The organism is Nitrosospira multiformis, from assembly GCF_003050865.1.
Classification (GTDB): Bacteria; Pseudomonadota; Gammaproteobacteria; order Burkholderiales; family Nitrosomonadaceae; genus Nitrosospira; species Nitrosospira multiformis_E.
Genome location: NZ_QAOK01000020.1, coordinates 22,150 through 45,646 on the forward strand (window position 1 = coordinate 22,150; position 23,497 = coordinate 45,646).

A 23,497-nucleotide genomic window follows, 5' to 3' on the forward strand; every position below is an offset into this window, starting at 1 on the left:
ACGTTTGAGTGACAAAAATCAGGAAGAAGAAAGCTGCTTGAAATACCTTGAGCGGTTCGGGAGATCTAATCGAGAGTGCCAATCCGGCCGTTCAATTGGGACTTATGGCAGTTATGCCTGCTTCAATCCATCCATTGTTTCAGCCAGGACGACGCTGTTTACCTTCACATTGCCAGATAGCACAAACTCGACGTTATCAGCCTTATAGCCGCCGGGGAGTCGAAACGCACGGCTATTCCTGACCTGTTTGATAAACTTCAGCGCGCCATCGCTCCATAGTTGAAATTGCAGGGAATCCATGGATAAGAGAGGAATATCCTGTGTCGCATCGCCCCCAATCTCGTATTCACCAAGGCATGTATCTGCCAGTCCGTCGTTCATGGAATAAGAACTGATCAGTGTCTGGTTGGCAGCGATAGTCTCGTTATAGGAGGATTGTGCCGCTGCTCTTTCTTCTTCCGTCATTTCAAAATCGGCATCAATCTTCCCTGCACCATAATTAACTGGTGGCGCAGTAACGAACCATTTACTTTTCCACTCATAGAGAAGCTTGGTCCCCGTATCCCCTTCCCATTCGTAGATTTTCTTGTTTGTGGCGACGTAAAGCTTGCCGGTTATGGGATCTGTCCAGATGCAACTGATGTTCTGGTTGATTTTTGAAAAGGATGCGTTCTCCGCCTTATCGATCACGAACATGAGGGAGCTATCTCCAGCCGAATAGCCGCAGTAGTAGCGGTTATCGGCAGAGGTAGCGATAAAGGTGTCAGGATTCAGTTCGGACCACTCCTTCTGGGTAAACAGGTCTTTTGTGACAATATCGCTACTTGTCCCAATCATTACCATTCCCTGTGGAGCAGGATATCCAACGCCAAATGCAAAATTCGCCACCCCCCGCTTCGACATGCAAGGCCACGCTACCCCCAGCTTCTCCATTCCTCCACCCATGGTCGCAGGCTCAACCCCGGTAATGGTGAAAGGATTCCCCTTGGTCATGCCAACCAGTGTGGTACCCATGGCAGCGATCGCTACAATTTCCTGATCGTATGTCTGGCGATACGAGGTGGGCCAAGCATAAGGTTTGAACGGTTCTGAGAAAAGTACCTCATTACCCGTGAATCCTGCGGCAATTCCATTCGCAAGCATAACAATGCCTCTCATGTTGGCCGGGGACATTTCCCAGTTCGTGGAGGGCAATACTTCTCCTAATGCAACTACCGTATCAGGAACAGTATCACTGTAACTTTTCGTAACCGCTGAAAGTGTTGCGACGTAGCGATACTCGCTCCCTGACGAAGTCGCGAGCGTCCGATAGATGCGCTTGTTCATCCCCCCGGTATTGTGTGGGGCCTGGCGCTTCCACTTCCCACCCCCAGCGTAGATCTGGTCTGTAGAAAGGGATATGACAACCTTTTTCGTTATCGGGTCTACGCTTATCAGGGTAAATAGACCGTTCAAGTCGGTCATGCCTGATACTGATTCAAACCTGATTTCCTCATGCGCTCTTAAGCCGAAGACGGTATCAAGGCTGATTTCCGCCTGGCCGGCAGCTGGAGAATTCTTGAAAACAGCAATAATTGCCCCGGAGTTGGGGGGGGCTGCGTCCAGATTTGAAATCATCCAGGTTGCGTCTATCTTTCCAGTGGTTACTATGGAAACGGGGGAAGGCTGCGACTCCTCCCCCCACCGCGTGACAAATGTGTAAACATAGGCCCGGGAAGTCACTACTCCGCTTCCACCTGACGCCATTACCAGTGGTTCGCTGACTGGGGGTGTAACGCCAAGTACGTAGCAGGTGGATGGATAAATCCCCGACCCGGTGGTCGCCATTTCAAAGTCAGAGGTGCGAGGCTCTCCGTCCCCTGTGTAGTAAAATTGCTGCGGTATATTCCCCGCAACAGGCGAGCGGGCTACATCTACATCCCGGCTCCAGGCCAGCCACTTCTCGTTTCCATCCTTTTCGATCCTGAACATCGACCGGATCTCGCCATCTATCTGTGGAGAAAACACAAGTAGCGCCGCGTTTCTGGGTCGCAAATCTCCACCGGCAAGATTACAATTGGTCGCTGTTTGCGCCTGATTCGAGCTGAGCAAATGCTTTGCCAGTCGTGGCACAAGGCCGGAAAATCCGGAAATCCTGAATGCGCTCATTTCGCCAGATCTCCCATTCCGGAAGAACTATCATGCCTTAAACCAGTTCTTCGGCCCTCGCATAATGCCCGTTCCTCAGCACGCCTCTTCACGAGGCCTGGTAATATTTTTTTGCGAGGGCCATATTTGAATGCCTCTATGCGCGCACACGCTTCCACATACCGTCCTGCATTGATCAGGTCGATAAGATTAGGGGGTTTTCCAGGTAATGCCCTTCGACAGAAAGCACCGACACCGATGTTATAAGCCAGGCTCACATACGCTTCATACTCGTGCTGATAGAGAGGCACGGTCACACAACGCCTGACTCCAGCGGCATAAACGCCCTCTATTTCGTCCAGCAGCCTGACCAAAGACCGCTCTGGCGTTGTCTTGTCTCCCATTTTCACACCCGCGGTCGTACCAAACCCGATGGTGGGGACATCCCCGCGCACAGGGATATACGCCTCATCCTTATACCCCTCGTGCACCGCGATCCCAACCAGCGTTGATGCTGCCAACACTAATAGCGCTACAGCGGACCTTCCCTGGTTAAACAATGGCTTGCTCATCTCATGATCCCTTGTGTTCCATGCTTATTTATCCGTATCGGGTACATGTGTCAGGGAGTATTTTCTGTGATGCAATCCAGCTTCGCCTTTATGGTCTCCTTCAGATCGCCTGCATCCAGTGTGGCGCAGGAGGATATTTCCGAAACGGGAGATGCTGTCTTGGACTTTGGCTTCGGAATTTCTGCAGTGCTCATCGACGTTTGCGGTTGTACAGTTGAAACAGGTGACTCCATTGCGGTTTCGTTCGTCACCAGTGGTTCATTCGTCACCAGGGGGGTAAGCATGGTGCATGACGCCAGAAACAAAGCTCCCAGCAGATACCTCATGGCTTTCTCCCTCTCGTCCATTTCTCGATGATTCTGTCAAGCTTGTCGTTGAATTCCTTCAACGTTTCACGCTGCTCGGCTCTCATTGACTTGATTTCATCATCAAGACGTTCATTGGTTCTTTCCTGATACAACTCACCCCGTTTCAGGGTCGCAATATCATTTTGCAGTGTGTTGTACGTAGCTACGCCCGACGCAACGAGGCCAGCCACTGCAATAATTCCACCGAAGGATAATGTGTAGGTGGACGGCCCCCGCCGCCTTTCTGTGCTCCTCGCAACCTTATGATCGCCGTCATCATCTGACATGATCAGGACAAACTCCACAAAACCATGATTGCAAATACGACCGCACCCAGCAATATTGCGGCCGTCCATTTCGACCCCTTCAATTTTTCCAACAAACCGTCTGCGCGGCCTTCGACTGCGGCATGTTGTCTTTCCACCTCTTCCTGAATGGCTTTAATGCGTTTGCGTTGAAACATGGTCACAATAATTCCTCCTGGGTATTGAATAAAAAAGCCCGTTCGGGCAAAAAAAGCGGCTACGCGCGTCTTGCTGTCTTGTTCAAAAAGTTTCGATCATGTGTTTACCATTTGATGTCATCCAATTGCTGTGGGGTGGGAAAATCGCCAAGGGCAACAATCATGTCCTGTAATCTCTGCCTCTTGCCCGTCAGTTGACCATGCACCCCTGCAAATGCAGCAGCCTTGGTGGTAATTTTGGCTGCCAGATCTGCCTTACTTATACTTCGCGCCTCAGCAGCGCTATCCAGCCAGGGAGTATGGGCTTGAGGATTCGAAAACCATGTCTTTGCTTCCGCTTCCTGTAACGCCCAGCTCTTCACTTCTTCCTCTGGATAAACTGCTGTCAATTCCCTTACCTTGGACTGATAAGCAGTGTTAATACGAGCCAGGGCCGCTGCTTTCATTTGATCCGGACTCGGTGCAGTCAACGAGGTGATCTGTTCTGACGCCGCGGATTTCCATAGATCCACAAATGACTGAAACTCTGCTATGTTTGTGAACAGCGTATTTGCAGTATCGTCATATTCTATGTGACCGCTTGTACCGTTCCACTGCACAGCGCGCACATTGGCCCTCAACGACGACAAATCGATTCGCCTGAATACGCCATCTACTCCAACCGCGCTGTCGTCCCGAATGATTGTCAATCGCATATCTCACCCTGCTCCGATAAACTGTTACCCTGGACCTTCCTGTTCGCCATGTGCGCTGCCACAAGCAGCACTCGTTGGGTTTTCTCGCTGTGCTTCACCATCTCATTACGGAAGGATTCTGTAGCTGCGGTGCCCTTGCGGGATTCGTTGGCTGCGTTGATCATCAGTGTGGGCAGCCAGCCTATAGCGCATCCCCATGAATCGGTTTCCTGTCCCGTGTTGACATTTACGCCGCGAACCTGCACATACCATGGACATCGATAGAGGACAGGTTTGCCGTCTTCGAGCTTAAGCTCTTCACACTTTGCTCCCAGGGGACAATTCGCTGTACGTATTTCCATCAATCCTTACTCGCTATGATTATGTCGATGTATTGCACGGCAAGGTTGATGGCCGTGCCGGTAAAAATATGACTATGTGAGCCGCCGCCGCCTGTGCCGGCATCCGTAATTGGCATTCCGGTAATAACTCCCCCCCCTCCACCGCTGGGGTTGGCTCCTCCACCTGATGTTCCATACACACTCAAACTATGGGTATGCGCCGGTATCTGCGCCGAGGTCAATGTCGTCGCGCTGTTCCAGCCGGAAACCGCCTGCGACGTGAAGGCTGACGTGAAGGCGGCTGAACCGCCCGAACCACCACCGGTGCTTCCAACAACACGCAGTGCCTTATTATGGTGTGTCGTGACCTGAGTCCAGCCTGACGGTGCCGTCGCCTGAAAAAATGACATAACAGTTCCGGGAGGAATGAGGCTGGCGGGCGCAGCGCCCAGTGTCGCTCTCGCAACCGCCGCATTATCATCATCCAGTAAGCCCCGGATATAGGAGCTCATATTCGCCAATGCGACTGTGCCCGGGCCAGTGAAATACGCCATCTTATCGGCTGACGTTTCCAGGGCGCCAAGCGCCTGGAGATTTGGATTTGCAAGGGATTCCTGCAAGGCGATGCTGGTTACACCGGCAACGAAGTAATCGCCTGCTGCCCAGGTACGGGGAGCCGTACCATCCAGTCCTCGTCCTCCTTGCGCGATGATTAAGCTGTCGGTCGTACGTGCCTCGATTTTCACAATTTCCCGGTTGCCGGAAGCATTCTTGAATATGCCATAGAAATAATCGCCGATGCCTGGCGATGGAAAGAGAACGCCCTTTCCGGCCTCCACTGTGAAGCTCAATCCCGTTGTCCCACTGGGAGCGGAACTGATGATGGCCTTGCCAAAATTCGAGAACTTGAGTCCCATGTTTTATCCTCGTCTCAGGATTGCTGTCTGGAATGGCGCTCTGGTATAGCCTCGGGCTACTCTCATGCCTGCTGCCGCCGTCTTGATAATGAACTGTTGCTGGTGATAGGCGGCTAGCTGGATATTGGTATAGGGCTTTTTAGGTGACAGCATTAGCCGCGCCATAGCGCCGTGAATGATGGCTTCGCGGTATTCGTGGAATAGCGCGTCATCAATCCCTGTACTGAGGGCCGAAGGTTTTAGCGCAACCGTTACTGCTAATACCCCGTTACTATCCGGAGTTGGAACCAGGGTCAGCGAAAATGGACCGCCAAGAACATATCGTGGCTTGCCAGTTTGGCGGCGCAAGTTTTTGATCTTGATGTTCTTCTCGCAGGCAAAAGACTCTATTTCTTCTCCATCCAGCACTGCATGTATGATGGCATGAACTGCCGCGCCTTCAGGGGGGGAGTAGGCATATTCCGCAATGCCTCCCATTACGAAGACAGGCAGATGCTCGGTTTGCCAGGCCAGGGATTGCTCACAGAACGCTATAGAGGATTGACGCAATGCACTGTCGGCTGCAGCAGCTGGGCATCCAGGCAGGTCTGGCATAAGCAGATCATAAAAATCGCTCCAGAATTTCATGGTTGCGCCTCGGAGCCGAACAACTGCATGAACAGAGCCGCACGCCCGGAATTGACATGCTCATCGTCAGACATTTCTGCTCTGGCCGTGACATAATCTGCTACTGTCTGGAGGCATATAGGCGGTAGCGGAAAAACATCATCCAAGGCCCGTTCCCCATCGGGCAGGTTGTTGAACTCACCTATGAACAGATCCGGCCGCCGTCTGAGAATCTGCAGCATCCCCTGATTGGCAAAGGACAGCAACACAGTATCCGAGTAACGTGTTTTGTCTTCATCATTCAGCGGAATACGAGCCAGCTCGACGATTGACTGATATGAGAATGACATCAGTCCGGCATCTCGTTCCTGGAAAACAGGGCAATCACTTTATGCCGTATGGTTCCCTCGTTTTGACGCTTGTCCAGCCGTTCGTTGTATTTGCGCTCGGCAAACTCAAGCAGAGCTTTTTTTCTCATGGAATGAAAGTCGATCACCGGCAGCGGTTCTTCAACCGGTTTCTCTGCTTGAGCCAGCCCGATCGGCACGACGTTATCCAGCGTCTCATCGTAGACCCGCATCCAGGTATCGGAGTAGACGAGCAGTCTCTCAGCAACTTCAGCGCTTACATTCCGCACTTGATCCGGTTCCCAGCGCAACCCCACGCCATTGATGCTGTCAATCTTGATGCCGGTGGCAATATATTTGACTTTGGGCATATGAAATCCTCAATAAAAAGGCGATCCCCAGAGTTTCTGGGGATCGCCTTTGACTTCCTGATTACTGCTTGCTTTTACTTGACGCCTGCCGCCTCGCCCGCAACGATTGCAGTGATATTGCCCGAAACAAACGCAGTGGCAGGTACAGTTACCGTCAGGATGACGTACACATCTTTTTCGAATTTGATGGGTTGAAATCTCAGGTCGGTAAGAGCCACGCCGGATAAAATCGTTGTAGCCGCGGAAAAGTAATCATCATCCTCGACAGGACCTTGACCGGAATCGACTGGGGTATAGCCGATTTTTACAGCAAATGTAGTGCCGCCTGTATCCATATCGTCATTTACTATCCGTAACGCTGTAACACTCATGCCAGCCGGGATTCTGACCGGACGGTAGATGCTTCCAACTACTCCGGATAAGGGCGTTGCTGTCCCATAAACCACCGCGGCGTTGCCATAGTTGCCCATGGGCAGCGCTTTGCTGTTCAGGTCTGGTGCGCTAAAAGTGGCCATTTATCTATATCTCTCGAAAAGTGATGGGTGAAAGCAGAACATTAAAGCCCCGCTTTCATGTATCAAACGGGTTAAAACGGATTAAAGTGGTACAACCGAGTCAACCGCAATCACACCAAAGTCGGTGGGTACCTTGAAACCTGTTCCATCGTCGATAGAGAAACGGGTTTTCGCTTTGCCACAAACCTTCTCACCCATTACTTCCAGGTTACTTTCAAAGTTATACCAATGCTCCTTCCATCCGAACTGCATCCCGCTGACCCTGGTTTTGCCATAAGCGACACCCAATGCTTGTGCGCCCAATAATAATCCGCGCTCGATCGCATAGCCGGCTGTCAATGCTCCATTGACAGCTTGATCGGTTTCTGCCGCAGTTGCCGCGTTTGCTGCGGTAACTATCTTCGTGTTTTCGCCAGGCATAAAGCGGATTGCACGCTCATTCTTGATCACCAGAATGCCATTCCACATTCCAACCTCCCCGGCAAACAACGGATGGCGCTCGTCAAAATATGCCGCCCGATTGATGGCGTTCTGCTGGAATGCACGTAACGAACCTTCGGTCAAAAGGAGCGAGTACTGATTGGGGGTGGCGAGAAATACCCACATCTTGGAAGTCTGCGCAGCCCGATCCCCTGCCAGTTTGACGGATTGCAGCGGCTGATCCATGTCATCGAGCCTCTTGCGCAGCAGATCCAGATGCGACACGCGCAGGGCGTCCGTTGAAACGATGGATCCCAACTGCTGCCCTCCTGAGGTCAGATTGGCGCCATTCACTACAAAATGGCGATTAAAGGTAGGCGCCTTCACGGGGTTCACCATTATGGAACCGAAGTTCGGGGCGCTTTGAAGCGGTACTGTCCAGTCCGAACCGGTTTGCGATCCGCGCGCCCCAGCGAGATGTACCAGTGTTTCCTGGGCGTCGAGACGGGGGAAATAACCTGATAATTGCGCCAGGGCAATTTCACGCAACTGATGTTTGGTGCGCTGCTGCGACATGCTGCCACCTGCATCGATGACCTTACTGGATAGATCGATCTTGATCTCCATCGAGGAAAACGAAAGCGCACTGCCCCGTCCTTCACGATTGACATCACCCATCAGCGGTTCGCCACCCACGGTATCGACCAGATCGAGCGATACGACATCGCCCGCACTCTTCATCAAATTATCGATTCGCACAATGGGCATCCCCGGATTTGTTTGACCGGCAATTTTCTGCATTGCTACCGAAGGCTCGACCGGACCGACAAGGCTGTCAATCGCTGTGGATCCTTTGAGCGTGTTGGCGAAGAGCGCCGCGCTATAATGTTTGACTGCCAGTGAACTTCCGCTTGCTACGTTTGTTTCAGCCATTTAATCAATAATCCTTAATCAAGTTCGGCTCTCAAGGCTGCCGCCTGATGCGTGGGCATCTTCATCAACTTCTGAGCAAGTTCAAAAGGACTCAGATTCTCAAGCTGCTCACGTTCAGAGGCTGGATTTGCTCCACCCTGAATATCCGATAGAGTTACAGGCTTCCTCACCGGGGCTGCCTCAAGCTTGGCTTGCACATCCGCTTTCATCATTCCCGGATCGGACTTCTTTTTTGGAGTAGAGGCTTCCGGTATAATCGCCCTGACACGCCGGACAACCTCCTGGAAACGTTCCGCATAAGGCTTTCCCGCCCACTTCGTATTGGTTCTCAGAATTTCGTCCTGCTTCAGCGCTTCTTCCCAGGCGTCAGCGTCATTACTTTCCCAATGCACGAGATCAGGGTTATTGTCTTTTGCCTCAGCGACTTGCTCTGCAGTACTCTGCTGGCTTATGCGCTCGGATTCCTCCTTTTCACGCTCCAGTTCCCGCAGCGTTTGCTCCAGCCTTTCGCCTTGCTTCCGACTCCCCTCGAGCAGCGCACTGAGTACCTGATGAAGTTGAGGCATCTCTTCCTTCAGAGCCTCAAGGTGCGTCTTGAATTTTTCATCCAGCACAACGGGCTCTGCTTCCTTTGCTTCCTCTTTCCGCATCAGGAATTCGTCGAGTTTGCCTTGCGTGGACTTTAGCTGCTCGCGCAGCGCTGAGTTCTCTACCCGCAGTTCCTTGTGCTTCTTGTAGGGAATAGTTCCCTTGCCGCTCTTGTTCAAAACGACAGGCTCATCTTCACCTTCATCGTCACTCACTTTGCTGAACGCATCGTCTTTCACATCAGAGCTGGATTTCTCCGTTCCTTCTTCCTCAGGTACTTCCTGTCCGCCTAGAATTTCCGCAAGCTTGCCCGGATCGCTTTCCAATATCTCGATTTGTTCCGGTGTAAGATTTGCGATTTGCTCATCCGTAAGCTGATCCACTTCCATTTTTTCTCCAAACTACTTAACCCAGTGAGCGGGCCTGTCCTTAGCAGGGTTCAAAAAAGAAATCCCTGGACAAGCACAAGAATCGTGTTATCCAGGGATTTCGGGGGCTACCACTACAATATTGCCGCGAGTGCGTGCGTATGAGCGAAAGCCAATAAAAAGCCGCTCGAAGCGGCTTGTGTTTTACAACTAAACGAACATCAAATAGTCTTTAACCCCGTACGTGTGTAGTATCCAACTCGACCATCAGTAAAAATGCAAGCGGACAAAATCTCCCCACTCTGGAGTAAATTACAAATACGGTTCCGATATGTGACAACTGATCTGTCTTTAATGCCCATTGATGCAATATCATATTGATAGTAAATTGTTCGAGCAATACCCTTGGCCGCTTGGATAAGCAGGCTGCGTCCGATAAATAGGTCCCCCGCTGTGCCGCTCATCAGGGCTATGTCAGGACTGATAGGTGCACTTTCCGTATCCCAAGTTTCTTTCCCGGCAATTCCTGCAGTCGCTTTCGCCGCGTCGATCCGATCTATCATTCCGGGCAACTTTGTTATATCGTTTCCTCCGATGTACAAGTGTACGCCAACGATGTCGATCCAGTCTTTCATGGTTGTTGAACCGTCACCCGTTGGCGCAGCCATCATTCCGAGGAAATACGTTTCAGCGCTGCTACCTGCTGTTGCAGACCACACTGTTAAAGCCGGGCTGATAATCTTCGCTGTCGGATCAACCGCCTTGATTGCTTGATTCGCTCGCCGCGTCATTTCCGCTAACTTAGCAAACGTACCTGAGAAGAAGAAGGCCTTATTTGACAAACCCTCCGCGGTGAGCCCGGTTCCATCGTTGTAATAGTTCGGCTCGTTCCAGACCTCGTAATACTTGATCTTGCCCTTGTAACGCTCTGCAATCTTGGAGCAAAACCTGTCCCACCTGGACATATCTGCCGGTTCAGCCTGCAAACCTAGATTGTACGGGCCGTAAGCTCCCTGTTCATTCGGCCTTGCTGATGCCCATTGTGGCGTCCCGTATAACGTAAAAAGAATATCCCGTCCTGCAGCATGATGGATATTTACCCAATCGTCGAGATCGCTGAAATCCCATACGTTGTCGTATGGTTCAATTTTTTGCCACCGGGCTTTACCACCCGCCATATCATGCGAGCGAACAGTATAGAATGAAGCGTCCGTTGCAATATCATTGGATCGCTTATATACATGCATGCCAAAGAACCGATCGCTCACTGATACCGGAGATGTCGATAAAAGCTTGATCGGCAGATTAGGTATTGCCAGCGCGTTCGAGTCAGGATTAGTGAAATCCTTATCCAGAAAAAATGTAGCCCGATTGCCGATAAAATGTCCGCCATGATGTATAGCAGGGTAGACAGCTGATCTGCCAGAAGTCACTATATAATTTGCCATTGATTAATTGCTCCCGGGGTAGTACCAGATTGAATATCCAAGCAGAGTGATGCTTTCGCCCAATACATTTGCTGACCACCTGCATCTGTGATCGATAACCACATCATTGGCCGTGTTCGCGAAACCGTTCGGGTCTCCCGCTGCTAAACCGAATGTGGTATTCCCAAAAATACTCTGAGAGGACAGGCTGTTCAGATTTTTGATGGATATCCGATAATTCGACCTTACAGTCGTCGTAGCTGTTGGTCCGCTAACGTTGATCCCATTCCAGTCCATCGCCAGCGTTTTAACGGTTGGCGAATTTGTGTATTTCCAATCCTGGGTTACCACCAGCTCTCCATTCATGTTCATTGTTCCCCCAGGAACTGTTATAGAAGCAAGGGTTACATATGATGTGTCGGTAGCGTTATCAGACGTCCGGGTCACAGGTGTATACCTTTGCAAAACCAATGTTGGAAGTAGGCCAGCAGATAAAAAGTCTATATTTCGGTCTGCGTCCCCCTCGGATAAAAGGTTGCTTTCGGTAACTGAATCAAGAGCTAGGATAGAGCCCTTGCCGAACCGCAAACCATTAATCGTTGTGTCATATAATAAGCGAATCATCTTGTTTCTTTTCCCACGTGAAGAGTTATCTAATAACCCCAGATATTTAACAACTTTCAGGGTTGTGAATATCGGCGAGTTCCTTTCCCTTCAGTTCCAGACCTCTCGCCTGATCAAATTCGCACATCGTGCGTACTCCACCTTCGTTTTAGAAGCACTTAGGCTGCTTCATCAGCTATCCAGCCTCAACTGGCTCTATCGTTGCTGGAACTGCTGTTAATGCTTATAGCTATGCATTACCACCGGTACTACTCATCCGCCGCAACTGCTCAGCCAGTTCGTAACGATTAGGCACGTCAGATAGCTCCAGCATTACAGGGTATAAAATCGCTTGATACGTGGGTGGTGCTGCTTGCACAATCTGGCTGAACGCTTGCAACTGCTGTGCCCGGAAGCTGGGTGTGGCGGGGACATCTTCCAGTACAACCTTAACCTGAGCCGTGGCAATGTCGTTCTCTACGATCGGGCCACCGGCAGTCATCACCGAATGATTAAAATAAATGAGTTTTTGCTTTGCGCCTTGTCTGATTGTGACGACCTTCTGACTGCCCAACATATCCTGTTTGATCAGCGCAAGAAGTTGTTGACCAACAAGTCGGCGAGCATGGCGAAAATTATCATTGGGCTCCGCCAACACGGTCGAGCCCTGTTCCACCAGACTGTTGATCGCCACACCGCTGCTTGCTGAGGTATGTGCTCCCAGCATAGTACGATAGATTCCCCCCACTTCTTCAATCCTGCGTTTGCGTTCCTGCACGAGCTGAAATACCTGGGTAGCAAGCTGATGCTCACGTATCACCCTGAAGCCGCTGGCATTTCTTCGCTGAGAGTTGAGGATGGTCATCGAGCGCAGACTGCTTATATTATTGGCAACCTCCTGATAAGAATTCTGGCTGAGATCGAGCGCATCATTGTCCACTTCAACTTTTACCGAATTGAGGACTTCGTAGAGAAGAATATCCAGATCGATTATCTGATCCTGGGGTCCCCGCATATCACGAATCAATCCATAGGGAGCTCGACTCCTATCCTTGCGAAAGCACCAGAATGGAATATATGGAAAATCTGAATGAGGTAATGGGCTCGGAACATCCATGAGCTTATGCGGCCCAAGCCAAATTGAAACCCGCATCCGGCTGAGAACCGACTTCTGGACCTGCACGAGACCTTGGGCAACCGCTGCCTGATGATAGGGATTATCCTCGCTGTATTCGATTACCTTCCCATCAGGCAATACCAGGACGTAGGCATCCTCGAAATGCCGATACCATAATTCGGAAAGCCTGACCATACCCGAGTTTCGGTTCAGGTAATCTTCCTGGTTGCGGCTCCATGCCTGCTCGATTTCATAAGCTCTCGCCAAGCCGTTGTCATACCCCTCGTATACATCCGTGTCGTTCCACCCCTTCCAGCTATTTGCAATGATTTCCGCCCTGTCCGGGAACATAAGTGCAGCCTGAAGCTGGTCTATCCACTTATCGCGTCGCAAATATCGAGCATCGGACAGATCCGGCTCTCTTGAACTCCAGTCCCAGTAAATTTCGTTACGATGCACCTCCCGGACACGATACGGATATTTGAGCGCATCAAATTCCCGGGATATTTCCACCCACCCGATACCTGCACGGATCATGCTGGAATACGCATCTGACATGGCCCGGTCTGCCCGTGACTCGGTCTCGGCCTCCTTGATTTTTGCGGAAAGACCTTCCGCAATCTCTGCCTGGCTCTCATCATCCGCCGTCACCCTGTAATCCGTTCGGCTACGCGCTTCCAACCCCAATACTGCATTGATCGTCGGCTTGATCAGATTGGAGTCCTGGGGAGGAATACCTGCCATCTTCAGGCGCTCGATCACCTCCGCGCTGGTCTGCGCGCCGTCGTAATAATCACAGTCCGTGTCCGAGTCCGCTCGCCACTTCGGTTGATCCCGAATATCGCGGCATATTTTGTCGTAAGCTTCAATCGAAATATCTGCCGTAACACCTGCCTCAGTCATGCCCGCCAACCTTTCATATTAATGCCTCTCGCACTCACAGCCGGTTTATCCTCCTCGATTGCCACAGCAAAATAGCGAAAGGCATCGGCTGCATGGCTGTGATAATCATGTAAGGGTCTTGCGCTGAATTGACCGGAATCGGGATCGACATCAAATCGATAATGCCTCAGGCTTTGCAGGCCTTCTGCACAATTCAGCTCATCAAAATAGCAACGTGGAAAGATAGTTCTCGCCGCGTTGATACCATCATGAATGGAGAGATTTGGCACGATTCTTACTTGTCGCCCCGCTGCAAGCATAATTTCCTCCACGCTACGTCCGGTTGCCAACGTCCGAGCCCTGGCATCGTGTGGTAACCAATCTGTACTGTACATATACCTTTTGTTTTGCAGCACTCCGATATAATGCTGAATTGGCATCTGACTATTACTGTAGTAATCGATCAACCTGAGTTCGTTACCAACGGTCTGCGCAAACCAGATGCTGGTGTTGTCGGCCCAGCCGAGATCAAAGAAAGTGTGTACCGGCTTTGCCTCATCATATGGCACACTCCGTATCCTTCCTTCTTCCTGTGCCAATCGCAGCTCCTTCGAATAAACCGCTCCGTCCAACGTTACCCTACAATTCCCTTCCCATACGTTCTGGTAAGTATCCGGGTCACGCGCTTTCAGTTCATCCTTTTCCCGTCGCAGGGTCTCCGGAAACCATGGATTGTCATTCCAATTGATTTTTACTACGACAGCGCCAACAGGGGGATTGACTGCAAACCGCTGATGAGTCTCATCGGTATTGAGCTCAGGGTTGTAAGTCACCCAGATTTCCGACCCCTCTTTACGAATAGTCGGAATAAGCGTATCCCAACTTGTCTTGCTCACTGTCTGTGCTTCTTCCACCCAGACCCTGTCCACACCCTCGAACGACTTGATCCTGGTTACGTTGCTACGCAGACCGGCAAAGATAAACTCGGAACCGTTTGCTCCATGGATAACGCTGTTTTGCACTTCGTAAAATGAGCTTAAACCGATGGCCTCTATCTGAGCTTTCAATAAATGATGCACAGATTCGACGATAGAATTCTGAAATTCTCTCGCACACAAGATGCGCAATGGGGTTGCAGCCGCCTGAATCAATAATGCCCTGCCAACACTCCAGCTTTTTGCACCCCCTCTTCCTCCATATAAGATCTTGTAGCGTGCCGGTTTAAACAGAAATCTGAGCTTTGACGGAAATTCAGCTCTATGGGGAGTCATAGCACTCGAGCCGCCATTTACGATGATACATTTGGCTCATTACCTCTATCTTCCGGAGCGACAAAAGCTATCGTGATGTTATGCACTACGGATTTTCTGGCATCACCGCCTTCGTGTGTGACAGGTAATTTATCGCCATATTTTCTTGGCGCCAGTCGTGCGGCATACCACTTGCGCGCATCGATGCGCAATTGCGCGCGCGCAATAACCTCCCGGTTTATGACCTCCCGTCCCTTCTCATCGACATACGTATCTCTTGATCCCTCATCCGAAATTTCGATGATTTCCTCCGCGTAGGCATCCACGCAAAGCTCCTTGGCGCGTTGATATTGGCGCATAAGTTCTTCGTCACTCGCCAGCCAGTTCCATAAAACCCTCTGACTGATACCAACCTCCACGCACATCGCGCGAGCCGACTTTCCAAGTGAAATGCCAGCAAAGATCGCGTCAACTACCTCACGCTTCTTTATGGCTCGACTGCTCTTTTTCGGACTCGCAGGCTCTACGCTTATTGCACCCTTTTCTGTTTCCTCGCTGGATATTTCACTCTCGAATTTCCACATGTCCGGCTTTATCAGCGCTTCCCTTTCCATTTCCTTTTACAGACTCCTCATACCCTTCTTGCATCCTCTCAATGCAGCAAGTAATTTGACCTCACATGCCGATCTTTCTTCTATTTCCGTACGCAGCGCTCTATTGATCGTCAGAGGGTCGTCCTTGATTGACACGCGATCAATCGCATAGGCCGACTTGCACTCGGATGGAGTATCAACGAGACAAGGGACAGCAACAGGTTTCTCGATCACCTGAGTCTGAATCACCGGCTTCCCCGCACAACCGGCCAATAAGGTCGCAAAAACCAGCGCCAAGTGGGCTAGCAAGCAGCGATTGAATCGCGAGGAGGCGCTATGGGGATACACGGAGTTGAATCTAATCGGTCTGATGGCGGCTCTGCACATACTCTATCTGCTCTCTCGTGATTGCCTCATACTGATGCTCGGGTGCTACTGATGGAAGGGTGCGTATTTTCTTTGCATGACTCGTGTGCTTTGCTGCAGCAGCAGTCGCATGACGCATCGCCTCGGCTGCCGTTTTTTCTCTCTCAGCCGCCACTTCTGTCAACGTGCTCATCGCTGTCCTCACCGACTGGATATCCAATGCGCACTTTTCGTTTGCTGCCGACAATACTGCATTCTGGGAACTCAAGCGCTGCATCTGCGATTCAGCTCGCCAATCACTGACAAAGTATCCACCGGTAAAAGCAAGCGCTGCAAAAATGGCAACCAGGATTACTGTAATCCTTGGTCTGATTGCCTCAATTACTGGCTTGATGGCACCAATCATTGATTTGATTGCCGTAATCATTTTCTCGTAAACATTTGTGTTGTTGCCTCGAAAAATCCGCGAGAAGCGGACATAAAAAAACCCGCTCGAGGCGGGTTGGCTATTACTGCAAATACCGGATACGGGCTTAGAATTAACTGAACGTGTGAACAGCTGATCTAGAGCTGCCCTCCATCCTTTGTCTTCCATTCGCTCCGATCTGAGTTGCAGGATCGAGGTGATGAACGAGACAGATGATGAGCGAGACTTAAGGGATGCTTATCGAAGCACCGCGTCTATCGACTGTTTCAGCTCCGTCTTCTGACATCAATAACGAAACTGTAAGATGCTAAGCAGGCATCGCACACCGGTTCAATTATTTTCTGACACCATAGAAGGTACAGTTTCTTGCAAACATTTTTATCTTCCGCCAAAGTTTTATTACCTCTGCTATTACAAGTAAAAAATAGCTTACTTGCCGATCTTTCTTATTTGATACTATGCGTGGGTATCAGGCTTCAACAGACAATAAAAAACCCGCACTAGACGGGTGGATGTACAACCGCTACAGCGGAGTTTTTAGTTTTGTGATCGTGCACGACAATCCACAATATGGAGATGAATTATACACCGTTACCGGCTATTGTCAAGCTATTTGTTGTCCTCAACTTGATCTTTAAGAGAAAGGGATTTTTTCCCCTGAATTATCCAATCACAGCAAAATTGATTTTTCTCCCGTCAGTGTTATAAATTAAAGGTTGTTGGGTCGTCCACTAAATACCATCCTATCTCCTGCTTCCAAAGTCTTATCCATACTTTTTAAGCGAAATTCTGTGATAAAAAAACTCGTAACGCTTCTTATATTTGGTCTGCCATATTCAAATAACGCAACAGCACAAGAGTTGGGGTCGGGAGAGATGGATGCACCAGAAGGCGCTGTTCTGATAGCCGGACCCACAGCGGAATTGACGCAAAGTGTCCCTGGCAGCTCTTTTTACCCGTCCTTTTATTCCCCAACACCCGTAAATCAGCCTGGCGTATTCGCACAAGCTCATGGTGGCACCCCGCTCAACACGCATTTGTTTGGCCGGTCAATCATTGTGCTGCCCATGCAGCCTTATATTGATCCGGTATCCGGCTTTCAATACCCCGGCAGCTACATGCCGCCCGGGACACCTCTTCACGGATTCAACGGCTATATCATTTGTAATCCCCCCAATCTGAACAGAGATGCAGTTGCAGAAGCAGCGGCAGGAACAGGTGCCCAACGAGTAATCAAGATCACCTCAACGCGATCCCCCTCCATACCGGGGTATTCAGGACCATGCCCTATCTACACGATAAATGGCGAGCTTCCATCCCAGAAAAGTCATAGCACAATTTTGCCTCGTAGAACGCCACCTACGCGACAACAAGGGGAGCATCAATGATTTAACACGATAGCAGCACTCAATGACTATCTCTTTGCAGCCGGCCTGTCCATCAAAGGGAGCGTGTGTGCCAAATCGTGTGCGCAATCGTTACAGGGACGGAACGGTGAATGGACTTACCAGCCGGGCGGCTCTACTCGAAAACGAAGCAGTGTGTCAAATTTTCTACAACGAATTCACCGCCAAACTGGGATTGCGAACTGAATTATCCATGCTGTCCCATCATACGAAATTGATCAGGCAAAAATCTGCTTTACTGTCTCTCTGAAGATTTCCCTCGAGTCTGAATCACCTTGCATGATTGCTGAGGTATAGGCTCTCGCCTGTTTGAAAGTGACATGGGGTGGCAACGGTGGCACGTTCGGATCGGTACATGCCTCGAACACCACCGGTCGATCTGCGGTCAAGGCCCAATCCCACGCGCTGGCGATATTTTCCGGGCGATCGACGCGTATACCGTGCAGACCAATCAATTTTGCATAACTTGCGTATGGGACATCCGGAAGATCCTGAGCAGCATCGAATTTCGGATCACCCTCAGTGGCCCTCTGCTCCCAGGTTACCAGGTTCAGATCGCGATTATTCAAAACCAGTACCACTAGCCGTGGATCGCTCCAATGCCGCCAGTATTTGACGATGGTAATGAGCTCGTTCATGCCATTCATTTGCATGGCGCCATCTCCTGTCACGGCTATTACCACCCTGTCAGGGTACGCAAATTTAGCCGCGATCGCATAGGGCACGGCTGATCCCATCGTAGCAAGACCGCCAGAGAGCGAAGCCATCATGCCTTTACGGATTCGAATATCTCGCGCATACCAGAAAGTTGAAGAACCTGAATCGCCTGTGAGAATGCAATTATCCGGAAGCCGTGGCGATAACTCGTAGAATACGCGCTGGGGATTGATGGGGTTTGCCGGCTCCATCGCTCTTGCCTCGATTTTCTTCCACCACTCCTCGACATTGCTCTCGATACGATTGCGCCACGTACGGTATTCCTTCCTTTTAAGTAACGGTATCAACAGCTTTAGCGTATCCTCACTATTCCCGACGAGGTTTACCTCCATCGGGTACCGCATGCTCATCATTCGTCCATCGATATCGATCTGGACGCCGCGCGCCTGCCCCTCCTCAGGCAGAAATTCGGAATAGGGAAAGCTGGAACCGATCATCAGAAGTGTGTCGCACTCCGTCATCATGCTGTAGCTCGGCTTTGTGCCCAGCATGCCGATTGTCCCTGTCACATAAGGCAGATCGTCAGGGACCGCGGTTTTTCCCAGGAGCGCCTTGGCAATTCCCGCGCCGAGCAGATCAGCCACCTGGAGAATTTCACTTGCTGCGTTCAATGCTCCCGCGCCAACCAGAATCGCTACCTTCGACCCATCGTTCAGCACATCCGCTGCCCGTTGCACGTCCTCAATCTCTGGAACCACGTGGGGAGGCTGATATCCTACTCCCGAATAAATCGTGCCATGTTCGTGAGGGGGTTTCACAAACTCCATGTCCTGGATGTCATTGGGAACGATAACGCAGCATACGTTATGCTCGGCCTTTGCAATACGCATAGCCCGATCGAGCACATGGCGCGCTTGCCCTGGCGTTGTCACAATATGAACATACTCATGCGCCACATCCTTGAAGAGTGAAACGAGATCGACTTCCTGCTGGTAGCTGCCCCCCAGAGCGGTACGTTTCTGCTGACCCACTATCGCCACCACCGGCTGATGATCAAGCTTGGCATCATATAAACCGTTGAGCAGGTGGATGGCTCCTGGGCCCGAGGTAGCCAGACAAACACCCACCTCCCCGGTAAACTTGGCGTGCGCGCACGCCATGAACGCCGACATCTCTTCATGCCTGACCTGGATAAATTCGAGCTTATCTGAAGCTCGATTGATTGCCCCCATAATGCCGTTGATGCCGTCACCAGGAAGGCCAAAGATACGTTTTACTCCCCATTCGGACAAACGCCGAACCAGGAAATCGCTGACCGTTTCTTTCATGATCGAACTCTGTTGGGAATATTATTGCTCCGAAACATCGCATAAATATGCATGAAACATTGTGCGGTAGCTCACGGTAGCAACATAAACCCGGACTTTTGTCAGCATTTTCCCCTGCTATCCGGATCGGAGTGCCAAATGCCATTGCAGGGCTGTCATACAGGCCTCACTCTTATCACATCGGGATCATCCGCAAACTCCAATAGCAGGCGGCGTACACGTTCCTGCCATGCCTGGGCAAACGCCCCGCGTTGCAGGTCGTTGGCATGACCCTCCAGGATGGCCATCAACCGCTCTCCTTGAGCGGGATCCGCCGGCACCGGCGAGACGTTGAGATGCACTGCCACGCTTGCACCCGTATCGAGGCGTTTGAAGTTAATCGCCTCCCCTTCCCGTTGCTCCGCGAAAGTGAGCAGACCCTGGCGTCGGAATTGTCCGCGAATGCCATGAAAACCGTTGCTAGACGCAGCGCCGTGAGCAAAGTCAGTACTTGCGCCATGACACCCGTCACACCTTCCTGCTCTGGCGCCGGCATATACACGGCAATATTACCGCGTTCCGCAGGCTCATCAGGGTACAGAGCGGCCAATGCAGCACGCCCCACCAGGAACGCACCCGCAACTGTAGGGCAGGAATGTCCAGCGAGGCGTACGGCATCAACATAACGGTATTCCAGCACGCCGTCGCGCGCCGCCCCGAGCATAGCGGCGAATGGATCGCGAGTGCGTATCACAGGCGCTTTTTCATAGAAATCGGGAAAATGCATACGTCTCCTTTTGACTAACAGATTTTCTGGAAAAACGTGAGCGGTCTGCACAGGCTATACATCCGCATTGATAATGCATAAATGCGATTGCAACTGCGGAAAAGCGATTCGTTCCTCGTAACGCACGTGCGAGCCAAGAAGCTCGCCGAACCGGCGTAACCGGTCTATCGGGGTGAGATCGCAGGTATTGCAGGCCAGCCTCCGCAACTCTTCGTGTTCTGCGCGAATTCGTGCTGCCACTTCTGCAGCGAACGCGCCCCCCACAGTTTCCAGCAGCCGTTCCTCCACCTCGAAATGCCGGACTAGAAGCGTAGCCCAATGGCTCTCGATATCCCTGATAGCTGCGGATAATACGACGGGGTCGCCGGTACTGGCTGCACGTCGCGCATCCCGCGCCACTACCAGTGAAGTATGGTGTTCACGGGATAACGAGAGCAAGGCGCCAATCCGGGGCATTTCAAGGGTGATAATGAGGTTGCCGACGACAAGCCAGGGTTAAAGTCATTGCCGCATTGTTTTCAACGCCACTGCCCACTTATGCAGTTCATTGAGCAGCGATGTACCCGAACTTATATGATGTTCGTTCGGCACAAAATTCTCGATATCGTCCAGATGTGCCGACACATTCTGGATCGCAACCGCCTCCACCATAGGCATCACTTTCAGTGTCGTAAGGGTAAGTTTTTCAACCAGTGCTGCGCGCATGCCACCTGAGATTCCGCCGTAGCTTACCAATGCCGCAGGCTTATAATTCCATTCCTTGTAAACATAATTGAGCGCATTCAGGAGAGAAGGTGGAGCTCCGAAATTATATTCCGGCGTCACAAATACATAGGCATCTGCCGAACTCACGCTCGCCGCCCACTTCTTCGTATGCTCATGCTGGTAGTGCTGACGGACCGGATGTTCGGGTTCATCATATATCGGCAGATTGAATTCCTCCAGATCGATCAGCACCGCCTCAAATTTTCCGTGCTGTACGGCAAATTCATGAAACCATCTGGCAACGGAGGGTCCCACCCGGCCGGGCCGTGTACTGCAGATAATGATGTGAAGTCTAAGAGTCATGTTTTTCCTTTCGTTCATTGTGATAGCTAAAAGCGAAGGAACGAATTCCTGCTATCCGCTCCCGCCGGAAACAGCAAACTGGGACTAATGGGTTATTTGCCCGAAGCGACCACTGTTGAAATCATTCATGGCCTGGATAATTTCCTGCTGGCTGTTCATCACGAAGGGGCCGTGACCAACAATGGGCTCGTCAATGGGTTCGCCGCTTAGCAGCAATACTACAGCGTCGTTGTTGGCTTCAATCGAGAGGTCTTGACCCGCCCGATCCAATACCACCATCTGCGCCTCAAGAGCAACTGTTTCGCTATTCACGAGCACGGTCCCATGCAGAACAATCACTGCCGTGTTCCATCCTTCAGGAAGTGTCAATTCTGTGATCCCTCCCTGTTTCAGTCGCATGTCCCAGACGTGCATTGGCGTGAAGGTTCTGGCTGGACCCGCATGACCGGCATACTCGCCTGCAATTACGCGAACCGTTCCCGTCTCGTCAGGGAGTGCTACCCTTGGGATATCACGGTCGAGGATGGCTTGATAGCCAGGCGCAGTCATTTTGTCCCTGGCTGGCAGATTCACCCACAACTGTACCATTTCCAGTATGCCTCCGGATTCAATGAATGCTGGGGAATGGAACTCCTCATGCAGGATGCCTCCGCCCGCCGTCATCCACTGCACATCACCTGGACCGATAGTTCCACCTTGACCGGTCGAGTCGCGGTGCGCCACCTCACCTTTGTAAACGATGGTGACTGTCTCAAAACCACGGTGCGGATGTTTGCCCACACCGCGAGGCCTGTCAGCAGGTGAAAAATCGGCTGGTCCTGCATAATCGAGCAACAGGAAAGGACTGAGTTGCTTGCCGTGACTTTGGTACGAGAACATGGAACGCACAGGGAAGCCATCTCCCACCCAATGGGAAGGAGGTGCATTATAAATACCGAGAATTCTTTTCATGTCGAACTCCTGATTAATAGGATGTAATGAAAGTATAGATTCGAAACCAGTAAGTGTGTAGGCTGCTAAAATAGCTATCAGAGTCCTATTTTTAGGACGATAGGCAACTGCTGTGCAAGATTTGAATGACCTTTACTACTATGTTCAGGCAGTCGATCACGGCGGCTTTGCACAGGCGGGCCGGGCACTGGGAGTGCCCAAATCAAAGCTCAGCCGTCGCATCGCAATGCTGGAAGAGCGGCTTGGAGTTCGCCTGATCCAGCGTTCGTCACGGCGCTTTGCGGTTACTGAAGTCGGGCAGAGCTATTACGAGCACTGCAAAGCGATGCTCGTGGAAGCGGAGGCTGCCCAGGAAGCAATAGACGCAATGCAAGCTGAACCTCGGGGTGTCATCCGTCTGACATGTCCCGTGGCGTTGCTGCATGTGAATGTCGGGGTGATGCTGGCCGACTTTATGGTGCGTTATCCGCGCATCACGCTCTATCTTGAGGCCACCAACCGGCGTGTGGATGTGCTGAGCGAAGCAGTGGATGTAGCCATTCGCGTGCGACCCCCACCCTTGCAGGATAGTGATCTGGTCATGCGGGTTCTGGCTGATCGGGGACAGTGTCTGGTGGGCAGTCCGGCGCTTGTACGGCACTTCGGTTTTCCTCGCACACCTGGCGAGTTGAGCAGTTGGCCTAGCCTCGGACTGGGGACGCCTCAGCAAATCCACAACTGGGTGCTGCATGGCCCGGATGGCTCCCAGGCAACGCTTCATCACATGCCGCGTTTAATCACCACCGATATGATTACCTTAAGAAATGCGGCATTGGCTGGTGTGGGAATAGTACAACTACCTGTGCTGATGGTACGTGATCATTTGGCAGCAGGTTCGCTGGTCAGACTCGTACCAGATTGGACCCCTCACCGGGAAATTGTCCACGTTGTATTTCCATCTCGACGCGGACTTCTGCCATCGGTGCGAACGCTCATTGACTTTCTCGCACAGCGTTTTCGCTTACTGCATGAGGATTAAGTGCAATATTCGCGGAAAGCGGTTTCCTTCCTGCCCTTTCCGCATACGC

Annotated in this window: 27 protein-coding genes; 1 reads left to right on the plus strand and 26 read right to left on the minus strand. The window is 51.3% G+C overall.

Going from position 1 to position 23,497, the window contains the following annotated elements; translation table 11 throughout:
* Positions 1-111: 111 nt before the first annotated feature.
* The 26 genes from C8R21_RS10815 to C8R21_RS10930 form a co-directional block, all read right to left on the minus strand.
* Positions 112-2,148 (minus strand): hypothetical protein, encoded by a 2,037-nt coding sequence (locus C8R21_RS10815; RefSeq protein WP_107762707.1) that lies wholly within the window; start codon positions 2,146-2,148, stop codon positions 112-114.
* A complete protein-coding gene (locus C8R21_RS10820) occupies positions 2,145-2,699 on the minus strand; it encodes a lysozyme (protein WP_107762708.1) in 555 nt (184 codons plus the stop codon). Before C8R21_RS10820 ends, C8R21_RS10815 begins: the two co-directional genes overlap by 4 nt.
* A 50-nt stretch (positions 2,700-2,749) precedes the next feature.
* Positions 2,750-3,025: a hypothetical protein gene (locus C8R21_RS10825; RefSeq protein ID WP_107762709.1), complete on the minus strand. Its 276-nt coding sequence runs from the start codon at positions 3,023-3,025 to the stop codon at positions 2,750-2,752.
* Positions 3,022-3,333, minus strand: coding sequence for a hypothetical protein (locus C8R21_RS10830; RefSeq protein WP_258192362.1), 312 nt, complete (start codon positions 3,331-3,333; stop codon positions 3,022-3,024). Before C8R21_RS10830 ends, C8R21_RS10825 begins: the two co-directional genes overlap by 4 nt.
* Positions 3,334-3,335: 2 nt before the next feature.
* A complete protein-coding gene (locus C8R21_RS15900; protein WP_177219780.1) occupies positions 3,336-3,509 on the minus strand; it encodes a hypothetical protein in 174 nt (57 codons plus the stop codon).
* 104 nt (positions 3,510-3,613) lie between these two features.
* Positions 3,614-4,204 (minus strand): hypothetical protein, encoded by a 591-nt coding sequence (locus C8R21_RS10835; protein ID WP_107762711.1) that lies wholly within the window; start codon positions 4,202-4,204, stop codon positions 3,614-3,616.
* The gene (locus C8R21_RS10840) at positions 4,195-4,545 is read right to left on the minus strand and encodes a hypothetical protein (RefSeq protein ID WP_107762712.1); all 351 of its coding nucleotides are present in this window, start codon (positions 4,543-4,545) and stop codon (positions 4,195-4,197) included. Before C8R21_RS10840 ends, C8R21_RS10835 begins: the two co-directional genes overlap by 10 nt.
* Complete coding sequence (locus C8R21_RS10845; protein WP_107762713.1) at positions 4,545-5,441, minus strand: hypothetical protein; 897 nt, start codon at positions 5,439-5,441, stop codon at positions 4,545-4,547. The genes C8R21_RS10840 and C8R21_RS10845 overlap by 1 nt, the downstream gene beginning before the upstream one ends.
* Positions 5,442-5,444: 3 nt before the next feature.
* A complete protein-coding gene (locus tag C8R21_RS10850) occupies positions 5,445-6,068 on the minus strand; it encodes a phage adaptor protein (RefSeq protein WP_107762714.1) in 624 nt (207 codons plus the stop codon).
* Complete coding sequence (locus tag C8R21_RS10855) at positions 6,065-6,397, minus strand: DUF6682 family protein (RefSeq protein WP_107762715.1); 333 nt, start codon at positions 6,395-6,397, stop codon at positions 6,065-6,067. The genes C8R21_RS10850 and C8R21_RS10855 overlap by 4 nt, the downstream gene beginning before the upstream one ends.
* The gene (locus C8R21_RS10860) at positions 6,397-6,765 is read right to left on the minus strand and encodes a hypothetical protein (RefSeq protein WP_107762716.1); all 369 of its coding nucleotides are present in this window, start codon (positions 6,763-6,765) and stop codon (positions 6,397-6,399) included. Before C8R21_RS10860 ends, C8R21_RS10855 begins: the two co-directional genes overlap by 1 nt.
* Before the next feature lie 74 nt (positions 6,766-6,839).
* Entirely contained in the window at positions 6,840-7,280 is a 441-nt protein-coding gene (locus C8R21_RS10865; RefSeq protein WP_107762717.1) for a hypothetical protein, read from the minus strand.
* 81 nt (positions 7,281-7,361) lie between these two features.
* Entirely contained in the window at positions 7,362-8,633 is a 1,272-nt protein-coding gene (locus C8R21_RS10870) for a phage capsid family protein (protein WP_107762718.1), read from the minus strand.
* Between the two features lie 14 nt (positions 8,634-8,647).
* Positions 8,648-9,610, minus strand: a complete 963-nt coding sequence (locus tag C8R21_RS10875; RefSeq protein WP_107762719.1) for a hypothetical protein — start codon at positions 9,608-9,610, stop codon at positions 8,648-8,650.
* A gap of 200 nt (positions 9,611-9,810) precedes the next feature.
* Positions 9,811-11,037 carry a hypothetical protein gene (locus tag C8R21_RS10880; protein WP_107762720.1) on the minus strand — a complete coding sequence of 409 codons (1,227 nt, stop codon included), beginning with the start codon at positions 11,035-11,037 and terminating at the stop codon, positions 9,811-9,813.
* A gap of 3 nt (positions 11,038-11,040) precedes the next feature.
* A complete protein-coding gene (locus C8R21_RS16110; protein WP_219906644.1) occupies positions 11,041-11,388 on the minus strand; it encodes a hypothetical protein in 348 nt (115 codons plus the stop codon).
* A 481-nt stretch (positions 11,389-11,869) separates the two neighbouring features.
* Positions 11,870-13,639 (minus strand): portal protein, encoded by a 1,770-nt coding sequence (locus C8R21_RS10890; RefSeq protein ID WP_107762722.1) that lies wholly within the window; start codon positions 13,637-13,639, stop codon positions 11,870-11,872.
* Positions 13,636-14,889 (minus strand): PBSX family phage terminase large subunit, encoded by a 1,254-nt coding sequence (locus C8R21_RS10895; protein ID WP_107762723.1) that lies wholly within the window; start codon positions 14,887-14,889, stop codon positions 13,636-13,638. Before C8R21_RS10895 ends, C8R21_RS10890 begins: the two co-directional genes overlap by 4 nt.
* Before the next feature lie 17 nt (positions 14,890-14,906).
* Entirely contained in the window at positions 14,907-15,482 is a 576-nt protein-coding gene (locus C8R21_RS10900; protein ID WP_107762724.1) for a terminase small subunit-like protein, read from the minus strand.
* A 337-nt stretch (positions 15,483-15,819) separates the two neighbouring features.
* Positions 15,820-16,254, minus strand: a complete 435-nt coding sequence (locus tag C8R21_RS10905) for a hypothetical protein (RefSeq protein ID WP_107762725.1) — start codon at positions 16,252-16,254, stop codon at positions 15,820-15,822.
* Between the two features lie 1,624 nt (positions 16,255-17,878).
* Positions 17,879-19,645, minus strand: a complete 1,767-nt coding sequence (locus C8R21_RS10910) for a thiamine pyrophosphate-requiring protein (protein WP_107762726.1) — start codon at positions 19,643-19,645, stop codon at positions 17,879-17,881.
* A gap of 155 nt (positions 19,646-19,800) precedes the next feature.
* The gene (locus tag C8R21_RS16445) at positions 19,801-19,932 is read right to left on the minus strand and encodes a hypothetical protein (RefSeq protein ID WP_258192363.1); all 132 of its coding nucleotides are present in this window, start codon (positions 19,930-19,932) and stop codon (positions 19,801-19,803) included.
* On the minus strand, positions 19,932-20,411 hold the full coding sequence (locus C8R21_RS10915) for a hypothetical protein (protein ID WP_258192364.1): 480 nt from the start codon (positions 20,409-20,411) through the stop codon (positions 19,932-19,934). Before C8R21_RS10915 ends, C8R21_RS16445 begins: the two co-directional genes overlap by 1 nt.
* A 54-nt stretch (positions 20,412-20,465) precedes the next feature.
* Positions 20,466-20,867 (minus strand): hemerythrin domain-containing protein, encoded by a 402-nt coding sequence (locus C8R21_RS10920; RefSeq protein WP_107762727.1) that lies wholly within the window; start codon positions 20,865-20,867, stop codon positions 20,466-20,468.
* A 45-nt stretch (positions 20,868-20,912) separates the two neighbouring features.
* On the minus strand, positions 20,913-21,479 hold the full coding sequence (locus C8R21_RS10925) for an NADPH-dependent FMN reductase (RefSeq protein WP_107762728.1): 567 nt from the start codon (positions 21,477-21,479) through the stop codon (positions 20,913-20,915).
* 84 nt (positions 21,480-21,563) lie between these two features.
* Positions 21,564-22,430 (minus strand): pirin family protein, encoded by an 867-nt coding sequence (locus tag C8R21_RS10930; RefSeq protein WP_107762729.1) that lies wholly within the window; start codon positions 22,428-22,430, stop codon positions 21,564-21,566.
* 112 nt (positions 22,431-22,542) lie between these two features.
* Between C8R21_RS10930 and C8R21_RS10935 the strand changes: the two genes are divergently transcribed.
* Positions 22,543-23,448: a LysR family transcriptional regulator gene (locus C8R21_RS10935; RefSeq protein ID WP_107762730.1), complete on the plus strand. Its 906-nt coding sequence runs from the start codon at positions 22,543-22,545 to the stop codon at positions 23,446-23,448.
* Positions 23,449-23,497 lie beyond the last annotated feature (49 nt).

What these genes read in the sequence shown, in the direction of transcription:
- C8R21_RS10830 (WP_258192362.1), bottom strand. Translation starts at nt 3,333, where the DNA reads ATGTCAGATGATGACGGCGATCATAAGGTTGCGAGGAGCACAGAAAGG.
- C8R21_RS10900 (WP_107762724.1), bottom strand. Translation starts at nt 15,482, where the DNA reads ATGGAAAGGGAAGCGCTGATAAAGCCGGACATGTGGAAATTCGAGAGT.
- C8R21_RS10820 (WP_107762708.1), bottom strand. Translation starts at nt 2,699, where the DNA reads ATGAGCAAGCCATTGTTTAACCAGGGAAGGTCCGCTGTAGCGCTATTA.
- C8R21_RS16110 (WP_219906644.1), bottom strand. Translation starts at nt 11,388, where the DNA reads ATGAACATGAATGGAGAGCTGGTGGTAACCCAGGATTGGAAATACACA.
- C8R21_RS10875 (WP_107762719.1), bottom strand. Translation starts at nt 9,610, where the DNA reads ATGGAAGTGGATCAGCTTACGGATGAGCAAATCGCAAATCTTACACCG.
- C8R21_RS16445 (WP_258192363.1), bottom strand. Translation starts at nt 19,932, where the DNA reads ATGGCCATCCTGGAGGGTCATGCCAACGACCTGCAACGCGGGGCGTTT.
- C8R21_RS10850 (WP_107762714.1), bottom strand. Translation starts at nt 6,068, where the DNA reads ATGAAATTCTGGAGCGATTTTTATGATCTGCTTATGCCAGACCTGCCT.
- C8R21_RS10860 (WP_107762716.1), bottom strand. Translation starts at nt 6,765, where the DNA reads ATGCCCAAAGTCAAATATATTGCCACCGGCATCAAGATTGACAGCATC.
- C8R21_RS10835 (WP_107762711.1), bottom strand. Translation starts at nt 4,204, where the DNA reads ATGCGATTGACAATCATTCGGGACGACAGCGCGGTTGGAGTAGATGGC.
- C8R21_RS10910 (WP_107762726.1), bottom strand. Translation starts at nt 19,645, where the DNA reads ATGAAAGAAACGGTCAGCGATTTCCTGGTTCGGCGTTTGTCCGAATGG.
- C8R21_RS10870 (WP_107762718.1), bottom strand. Translation starts at nt 8,633, where the DNA reads ATGGCTGAAACAAACGTAGCAAGCGGAAGTTCACTGGCAGTCAAACAT.
- C8R21_RS10825 (WP_107762709.1), bottom strand. Translation starts at nt 3,025, where the DNA reads ATGAGGTATCTGCTGGGAGCTTTGTTTCTGGCGTCATGCACCATGCTT.
- C8R21_RS10925 (WP_107762728.1), bottom strand. Translation starts at nt 21,479, where the DNA reads ATGACTCTTAGACTTCACATCATTATCTGCAGTACACGGCCCGGCCGG.
- C8R21_RS10895 (WP_107762723.1), bottom strand. Translation starts at nt 14,889, where the DNA reads ATGACTCCCCATAGAGCTGAATTTCCGTCAAAGCTCAGATTTCTGTTT.
- C8R21_RS10845 (WP_107762713.1), bottom strand. Translation starts at nt 5,441, where the DNA reads ATGGGACTCAAGTTCTCGAATTTTGGCAAGGCCATCATCAGTTCCGCT.
- C8R21_RS10920 (WP_107762727.1), bottom strand. Translation starts at nt 20,867, where the DNA reads ATGCCCCGGATTGGCGCCTTGCTCTCGTTATCCCGTGAACACCATACT.
- C8R21_RS10905 (WP_107762725.1), bottom strand. Translation starts at nt 16,254, where the DNA reads ATGATTACGGCAATCAAATCAATGATTGGTGCCATCAAGCCAGTAATT.
- C8R21_RS10865 (WP_107762717.1), bottom strand. Translation starts at nt 7,280, where the DNA reads ATGGCCACTTTTAGCGCACCAGACCTGAACAGCAAAGCGCTGCCCATG.
- C8R21_RS10815 (WP_107762707.1), bottom strand. Translation starts at nt 2,148, where the DNA reads ATGAGCGCATTCAGGATTTCCGGATTTTCCGGCCTTGTGCCACGACTG.
- C8R21_RS10880 (WP_107762720.1), bottom strand. Translation starts at nt 11,037, where the DNA reads ATGGCAAATTATATAGTGACTTCTGGCAGATCAGCTGTCTACCCTGCT.
- C8R21_RS10915 (WP_258192364.1), bottom strand. Translation starts at nt 20,411, where the DNA reads ATGCATTTTCCCGATTTCTATGAAAAAGCGCCTGTGATACGCACTCGC.
- C8R21_RS10890 (WP_107762722.1), bottom strand. Translation starts at nt 13,639, where the DNA reads ATGACTGAGGCAGGTGTTACGGCAGATATTTCGATTGAAGCTTACGAC.
- C8R21_RS10855 (WP_107762715.1), bottom strand. Translation starts at nt 6,397, where the DNA reads ATGTCATTCTCATATCAGTCAATCGTCGAGCTGGCTCGTATTCCGCTG.
- C8R21_RS10840 (WP_107762712.1), bottom strand. Translation starts at nt 4,545, where the DNA reads ATGGAAATACGTACAGCGAATTGTCCCCTGGGAGCAAAGTGTGAAGAG.
- C8R21_RS10930 (WP_107762729.1), bottom strand. Translation starts at nt 22,430, where the DNA reads ATGAAAAGAATTCTCGGTATTTATAATGCACCTCCTTCCCATTGGGTG.
- C8R21_RS15900 (WP_177219780.1), bottom strand. Translation starts at nt 3,509, where the DNA reads ATGTTTCAACGCAAACGCATTAAAGCCATTCAGGAAGAGGTGGAAAGA.